This window comes from Pseudomonas sp. GW704-F2 (assembly GCF_059423025.1).
The window spans coordinates 1-7348 of sequence record NZ_JBWKXO010000085.1 but is presented as its reverse complement, the minus strand read 5'-3'; the positions used below and the strand labels follow the sequence as shown (position 1 = coordinate 7348).

Below are 7348 nucleotides of genomic sequence, written 5' to 3'. Positions count from 1 at the left end.
GTGTAGATCGAATCAATATCAAAGTAATGGTACTGGTTGTCAGCAAGATCGGGAAGCGGGAAGCGTCGAATTAAATCAGGACCATCAAGTCGTTTTAAACGTAATTCGGCTTCCCCAGGATTTTTTTTAGTATATGTTGCAAACATGACTCCAATTCGTTTGGGTTTAGTTTCTGTTTTATTATTTTTAATGGCTGTGTATAGTTTTATTGGTGCCGAAAAATTAAGTTGGGCGCTTGGTTGCATCTTTGTTGCGATGATTTCAGAACGCTTAAAAAATGCCTCTGCGACATCCTTCCTTAAGTAGTAAGGGCGACCTGGATATTGCGTGTAATCCTTATCTAATAATTTTTGAATGCAGCCGCCATAAGACTCCCATGAGAAAGTGTCAAAAGCCTTCCATTTATCAATAAGCATTATCTTGGGTTGATATTCGGATATTTCCTTGCATGCATCAATTTTTATACCGAACTTTGGGCTTTCATTGTATTTTTCTTGCCAAGGAAGATAGAAAAAATTGCCCGAGGCAGGTAGTCTGTGTGAAGCGATATATTCTTGATTGTTAAAAGAGTAGGCGATGATTCGATCATTTTTATCTGTGAGCTCCTGCACGAGTCGAGAAAACTCCGTAGATAGTGGGATCTTGCTGGACTCCAGTTTTTCCTTGTCGCCAGGAATCAATAAAGACAACTTAATAACGCAGACGATGATGAGTAATGTAGTTGCTAGTTGAGACTGTCTGGGAATATTTGACCTTCCAGAAAAAAACACAAGCGGGATAGCCATGAGAGAGTAGTAGTAAGGGAGTGCATGAAATCCGAGTCCTCTAATTAAAAGGCTTGCAAAACCGGCGGCTAGAAGAAGCGATCTCCAGGGAAAACCATTCTCAGCGCTGGAAAGCCGAGAGATTACAGCAACTATTAATATGAAAAATGAAAAGTTAGCTAAACTTTCTGTGCTGGCGTTAAATGCGTTTTTTATTAAGTTGACTCCGGTTTGTCCGCTGTTATATAGAGGCAGGATTTCCGAATTCAAATAAATATGAAATGCAAAAAAACCTGCTATCGATCCTATGCAAGCTAGAAAAGCTATATTTGCTAATATTGCTCCTGCAAGATAGATAGATGATTTGGCTAAATATTTTTTTCTTAGAGAGCTTGCAAATAATAAGAAAGCTATTGGCGCATATGTTATTGCTAGAAAAGGAAGGCAGGCGATCAAAGTATTTCCCAGAAAAACATTTCGGGTTGATACTTTTTCTGGGGAGCAAATTGTTGGTAGCGTGTACTGGGCTAGTACTACGATGATAATTAGGCCAGCCATAACCTGATACATATACATACTCCCGAACAGCTCGGGAAAAAAAAGCAATATCACAGAACTTATTGTGATTGCATATGCCTTTCTTGTAAATGCATCATTTAGTAAGGGGGAGAAATAAATAGAAGCTACAGCCAATATCTGAAATATTGCTATAGGTACCCTATGAGCAGAAACTCCAAAATCTCCGAACAGCTCTAGTAACATACCAGGAAGAAAAGTCAAAGGCCCATGGTGGTTAAATATCTCTGAGTAAAGTTTTTGACCAGAAACCATCATTTTTGCTGCAACTATCGTTTCTGCTTCATCACCAAAAACTAAATAATCAAGCAGTTTAATCTGATAGCGTATAGCCAGAACAACAAAGACAGAAAAGATAATAACAACAAAAAAATCAAAATATTTCCAGTTCAAACAATGTTTTAAATTCTTGAGCAATAATTTGTTAGTGATCATTTTAAACCCGTTTTTCGTCATACAAGCCGAAGCATGCACAGAACAAAACTGCAAGCACCGAAAGATTACCCTTTACGCTACTTATTTTGGTCGGCACTTCACCTTTGGGGTAACGTCTGACTGTCGGCAATTCCACGCAGTGATAGCCCAGCTTCGGTGCGCGATAGGATAGATAGGCCAGTAATTCATAAGTCATGAATACATCGCGAAACAGTGCCACTTTCGGGTCTAGCAACATTTTCCGGCTGTAAGCCCGAAAGCCTTGAGTGGTATCAGTCCACTTAAAACCGGAGAAAAGGCTCAGCATCGGAGCATGAATAAAGCGAATCGCGAAGTCTCGCGATTTAGGGGTGTTCTCGGCCACGCCTCCCGCCACGAAGCGTGAGGCTTGCACAAAATCAACGCCCTGTTTCAGCGCGTCAATAAAACGAGCTATAGCCTCAGGATCATCCTTGTCGTTACCATCAATGGTAACAATGCCCTCATAGCCCTGATCAAGTGCAAAGGCATAAGCACAACGAAGCTGGGCGCTGAGTTTTCCGGGGGCCGTCTTGACTAGCAACCCTCGCACGCCAACCAGCTGTAACGCTTGCAACTCCAGTGAGCCGTCCGTGGTGCCACCATCGACAATGATGATGTCGGCAAGATTTTCGATTTTGAGCGCAGCCATTCTGGCCAGCAGGCTCTTGATTCGCTCACCCTCATTGATGACAGGAATCACCACACACCAAGAGTGCTGACGGCCAAGCCAGAGTCGAGTGTCAAAGGAGGGTACTTGCCACGTTTCGCGGGTAGAGGGAGAGATATCGGGAGAGGTCATTATGTTTACCATCAAGTCACGCGAGCTGTAATCAGCCCTACGCCTGCTATTACCAGTACGATCCCTGCCCCTGTAGTCCAGTGGAAGGTTTCACGAAAAAAAACGACTGAAAACAGAGCGACGGTTGCTATCGCTCCAGCGGTCAGAACCGGGTGTGCCACATTAAGCGGTAGACGCGCCAAGGCAGCGGCATAGAGCAGAAAGGCCGCGCCGTATAGCCCAAGCCCCAGCCAAAATGGCCAATTAGCCAACGCGGCCAAAGGATCGTTGAGAGAGGGAAACTTACGAGGTGGCATCATGGCCATCTTCACCAAAACACTGGCGGAAGCATTCGAGAGAATGCCTAGAATTAGGATCAGCCACTTCATACTCATTCGCTCACCTCAAAATCCGCGCGGCGGTAATGCTGCGTCGCCACTCGAAGGGCTCGTTCAATCGATGTCACATGCGGCTCATCCTTGGTTGCCACCATCTCGATGGAGACAACATGAGAGGGCAGGTGCTGCGACAGTGCGGCAGCCATTAGTCTATGATCGGTACCTCCATCACCCAAAGGCACCAGGTCGGGCTCGCTGGCATGTATATGCCCAATCAGCGCGGCACAGTCGTGTAAGACCTCCAGAGAGCTTTCGTGGTTAATAGTGAGTGCGCCGGTATCTAGCTGCATTTGAATGGCTGGATGCCCAACGCATTTCACCACCTGAGCCGTCTCGGCACTGGTGGTCATAAAATTAGCGCCGTAGCAGGTTGGATTTGGCTCAAGACAGATAGTCACTCCAGAAGCCTGAGCGATATCCCCTAACTGCCGGAAAAAGAGGGTCGCCATGTCCAAGGCCTCTTGATCATTCAACTCGCTGCGATCACGGTTCTTGGGTGATCCAAAAACTATCCGAAGCGCACCTAGGCCAGCACCAATGCGGCACACCGCAGCTAAATGCGTTAGCAGGGCCGCCTGGCTCTCAGTAGAGCCAAAAACATTCAGCCCCGTGGTACCAAACAACAGCGCCTGCATGCCTGTGATTTCAATCCCACGCTCAGCCCACCAGTCTTTGACTCGAGCAATATCTTCATTTGTGGCTTTGGTGGGCTCTGGAAAATACTTACCTGGCGCGATATCTATAGCGTCAACCGCAAACCGCTGAAGCAGCGTAGCGACCGCTTCATCTTCGGCGGTGTCCCACGCAATATTGGAAATCGCCAACCTCATGCGCTTAGCTCCGCGTCGACTTTAATCGTGTTCGGCTCGGACTGCGCGTAGGCCCTAACCGCCAGGATCGTTTCGCGGGCGCTGTATTGATAGCCGCCCGTCGCACCAAATACTTGGGCGTGCTTGGTTTTCAGGTCATAGGTCGCAGGGGAGCTGACCAAGGTATGGGTGAAGGATTTACCGAAACCCTGTTGGGAAATGTTCTCCACACTAACGGGCTCTGCGGTGAGGTGAACCAGTTTCAAGCCGGCATTGAGTGCTGTTTGAATGTCGTACCAAAGGTTAACCATCGGGTAGAACTGGAACACGCCCCGGCTATCAATTGCCTGAAGGTTGTTGTCATTCAGAAAATCGAAGATGACGTTCTTGCGCAGGCCAGGGCCAACCAGCCCAGGGAGACGAACTATCAGGTGGTTCGGGAAATGCTCTTCGACGAATGTCTCCAGCAATCGACGATGCAGACCATAGGCATGCAGGCCCGACCCATTGACAGGGGTATCCTCGTCAACGCCTATGGGATTCTTAAAGACATCCACCGTACTGATCAAAATAAAGGTTTTGCACTGGATGGTTTTGAGGTGTGCGATCAACTCCTCAATTTTTTGTCGATCCGCTTCTGGCTCCCGGTTGGCTATCCACTTCTGCGCCGGCGCGCCGGCGCACACTACCGTATCAAATGATTGATTGTCGATATCGCCAATATTGGTTGAGCGATAAAGCGATGTGAAATTCTCCTGTTTAAGAAGGGTGCCACCCACGTAGCCCGAATAACCAATAAGCGAATTAAACATTCACATCTCCAAGTTTAGAATTTTCTTGATCATCGATGCCGATAATGGTTTCAGCTTCAAGCGTCTCGAGAACGTCATAAATATTGTCAATTTTACCGCCAAGCACTGAATAACAGCCAGGCAGCTCTGCATGCTTCTCAAAAAGGATCGGCCTTCCGTCATCGCCCTCGTTCTTCACCAGAACGGTTTTAATTTCGAATAACGAGTCGATGTGTTTGGCTTTCAATACCTCAGGGATATAGCGTCCAACATCGCGTACCATCCGATCTGTACGAGTGGCTCGTTCGTAATGGCGCAGCTTTTCGTAGGGGTCGATCCCTTGTTGATCGTTCCAGTGCAGATGCGGCGTATAGCGAACATGGGACAAGGTATGCAGTCCTCGCGCCGGGAAGGGCATCATCGAGAAGAATGGGCCATCCATCACTGTGATACCTAAACCATTGAGTGATGCGGGCATCTGCATCAGGGCCATTTCCGTAATTTCTTGCTTGAGGCCGGTACTAACACCGGGGAAATCGCCCTTAAATTGATTAAGGCCGCTATAGGTGCAGTTGAATACATAGCGACAGGTGATTACTTCCTGGCTTCCCTGCTTCGTCTCGGCCACAACCTGCAACGGCACCTGTGCTCCTTTCAAAATCGCGGTTACCCTTGATTGGTATTGGATCTGCACCCCGTTTTCTTTCAGCTCGCGCTCTGCCCAGCTCGCGAGCTGTGCCGTGTCGAACGCATATTCCTCGACCAGGTACACTTCTTCGATCAGGCGGGGTTCAAATAAGGCCCGCAATACGGGATCTGCTGGCTGCATATCCGCCCCAATGTCCCGACAAAAGCGTTCGAACTGTTTGGCCGTGACTTTCGAATTTCGCCGGGCAATAGCGTAGAGCTTGGTGAAGTCTTGCTTCACAGCGAGCGGCCAGTCCCGTACAAATTTTGGTAGGTTTACCCGACTTCGATAAGCTGTCGTGAAACTGCGTGGGTAGTGATAGCCGTTATGCACACGCGCCTGATTGTTGTAAGAGGCACGCATCAGCAGCGCTGGCTCTCGCTCAATCAGCAGGATGCGTTTAAGGCCGCGTTGCTTGGCCAGATACACAGCGATAGCCGCACCGTAGAACCCCCCACCAATTATCACGGCATCCTGGCTGGGCTTGGTTGGGTCGAGTCCTAACATCGGATAACACTTTCAATGGTCGGGTTTTTCGTCTCGGTTGAATCTGAGACTACTTCTACGACGTTCAGTTTTTCAAGCCGGGTCATGCGAGCACTGGTGAACTCTTGACCTACATGATAAAGCGGTCCCTCATTCGACAAGCTGGCCATGTTCAGAATGTATTCGCCTAATACCAGCAGAACGAGCGAGATCAGAAAGAACATGCCGGATTGTTGCAGCGAAAAGCTAATCCAGCCCGGCGCAACATCGGTTTTTAAAATACCAACAGTTATTACATAAACGCAGTACACCAGATTGGCAACGGCGCCAAACAGGGAGAGCGAGGTTACCAAACGCATCGGCGCGCGGGTTGTCGAGACCAGCAAACGCATGCCACGGTCAATACTCTCCCCCAACCGCTTGGGCCGAGATGCCTGCGGCGCGGAGCTGTAGTTCAGGTAAGCACGCGCGAATCCACCCGTTGCAGGAAGGTGCCTATAGGTCATAGCCGGCTGTGGGTGCTGTAGGATGAAATTGATCACCCGCTTGCTTAGAATGCGGTATTGCGGCGCTTCTTTGGCCAGATGGACGCCATTGAAGCGATTATAGAGACTATGAAAAACGATATTAGCCCCACGGTAAGCAAGGCTCTGCGCGGGCTTTTGCGCATTATTAGCGAACACCACATCAGCACCGCGAACCGCTTGATCGAGCATCTCAGGGACAAAGCTAATGTCATCGGCCAACGGATCGACAACGACAACGAAATCACCAAGCGCATTCTCCAGTCCAACCCACGACGCGGTATCCGCATCCACCTCTTTGGTCAGGGCATACACCTGTAAATTGGCCAGTCCGTTTTCAGCGGTTAGACGCTTCAATACTAATATGCTGTCGTCATCCGAGGCGTTATCCACCACGATCAATTCATAATCGCTGACGATGGTCGCAATGACGGCCGCCGCATCAGACAAGATTTTTTCGATGCTCGCTGACTGGTTTCTTACCACAAACACGGCAGACAAAAAACAGGGGAAGAAGGCCATCTTTTTATCCTTAAAATGGATTACTTGAAGCTCCAGCTAAAACAACATTCCGAGCCGTTCTGAGCGAAAAAATGCGCCCCCGTTAAAGCGAGGGACGTAGTGAAGCTGCCAGCTTTATCTAAACCCGAAGAGGAAGACTAAGTGGTTGCGTCGCGAGCCTGGGTATTTTTACCTCCGGATAGGCTCAAACGGCCATTTTTGGATGTGTTCTGAGAGAATCGCACGGCTTACGTGATAGATCCCCCTGTTCTCACTGAAAAAAAACAAGGAGCTGATTCTAATGAAAAAGAGATGTTGACGCATTAGGAATGGTGTTCACCGCCTGATTTTTTCCCTATCAGGGCATATGCGCTTTCGGCGGCATTTCGCATGAAAGTAGAAGCATAGTACCGGCAGTGTCTGTGCCAGGCAGCAATGGAGCTTGCTTAGAATTTGCTACAAGGCAAAGAATTTTCAGTGGTTTAGCCAGACGGGCTAGGGTGTCGAGGGAAGGCTATGCCCAATCCATCATGGGGGCGACGGAGAAGCGGCGGGAGAAGGGGGTGGTTTGTAGGGG

Annotated in this window: 7 protein-coding genes; all 7 read right to left on the bottom strand. The window is 48.6% G+C overall.

The features are described from left to right. On the bottom strand, positions 1-1775 hold a 1775-nt coding region (locus AC07W0_RS30740; RefSeq protein ID WP_146013211.1), incomplete at its 3' end, for a glycosyltransferase family protein. Position 1776: 1 nt separating this feature from the next. Further along, on the bottom strand, positions 1777-2595 hold the full coding sequence (locus tag AC07W0_RS30735; RefSeq protein ID WP_102619005.1) for a glycosyltransferase family 2 protein: 819 nt from the start codon (positions 2593-2595) through the stop codon (positions 1777-1779). Positions 2596-2606: 11 nt separating this feature from the next. Beyond that, positions 2607-2963 (bottom strand): SMR family transporter, encoded by a 357-nt coding sequence (locus AC07W0_RS30730; protein ID WP_102619006.1) that lies wholly within the window; start codon positions 2961-2963, stop codon positions 2607-2609. 2 nt (positions 2964-2965) lie between these two features. Next, positions 2966-3802: a sugar phosphate isomerase/epimerase family protein gene (locus tag AC07W0_RS30725; RefSeq protein WP_102619001.1), complete on the bottom strand. Its 837-nt coding sequence runs from the start codon at positions 3800-3802 to the stop codon at positions 2966-2968. Then, the gene (locus AC07W0_RS30720) at positions 3799-4593 is read right to left on the bottom strand and encodes an NAD-dependent epimerase/dehydratase family protein (RefSeq protein WP_102619002.1); all 795 of its coding nucleotides are present in this window, start codon (positions 4591-4593) and stop codon (positions 3799-3801) included. Before AC07W0_RS30720 ends, AC07W0_RS30725 begins: the two co-directional genes overlap by 4 nt. Next, positions 4586-5767: an NAD(P)/FAD-dependent oxidoreductase gene (locus AC07W0_RS30715; RefSeq protein ID WP_102619003.1), complete on the bottom strand. Its 1182-nt coding sequence runs from the start codon at positions 5765-5767 to the stop codon at positions 4586-4588. The genes AC07W0_RS30720 and AC07W0_RS30715 overlap by 8 nt, the downstream gene beginning before the upstream one ends. Then, positions 5761-6792, bottom strand: a complete 1032-nt coding sequence (locus tag AC07W0_RS30710) for a glycosyltransferase (protein ID WP_102619004.1) — start codon at positions 6790-6792, stop codon at positions 5761-5763. Before AC07W0_RS30710 ends, AC07W0_RS30715 begins: the two co-directional genes overlap by 7 nt. Positions 6793-7348 lie beyond the last annotated feature (556 nt).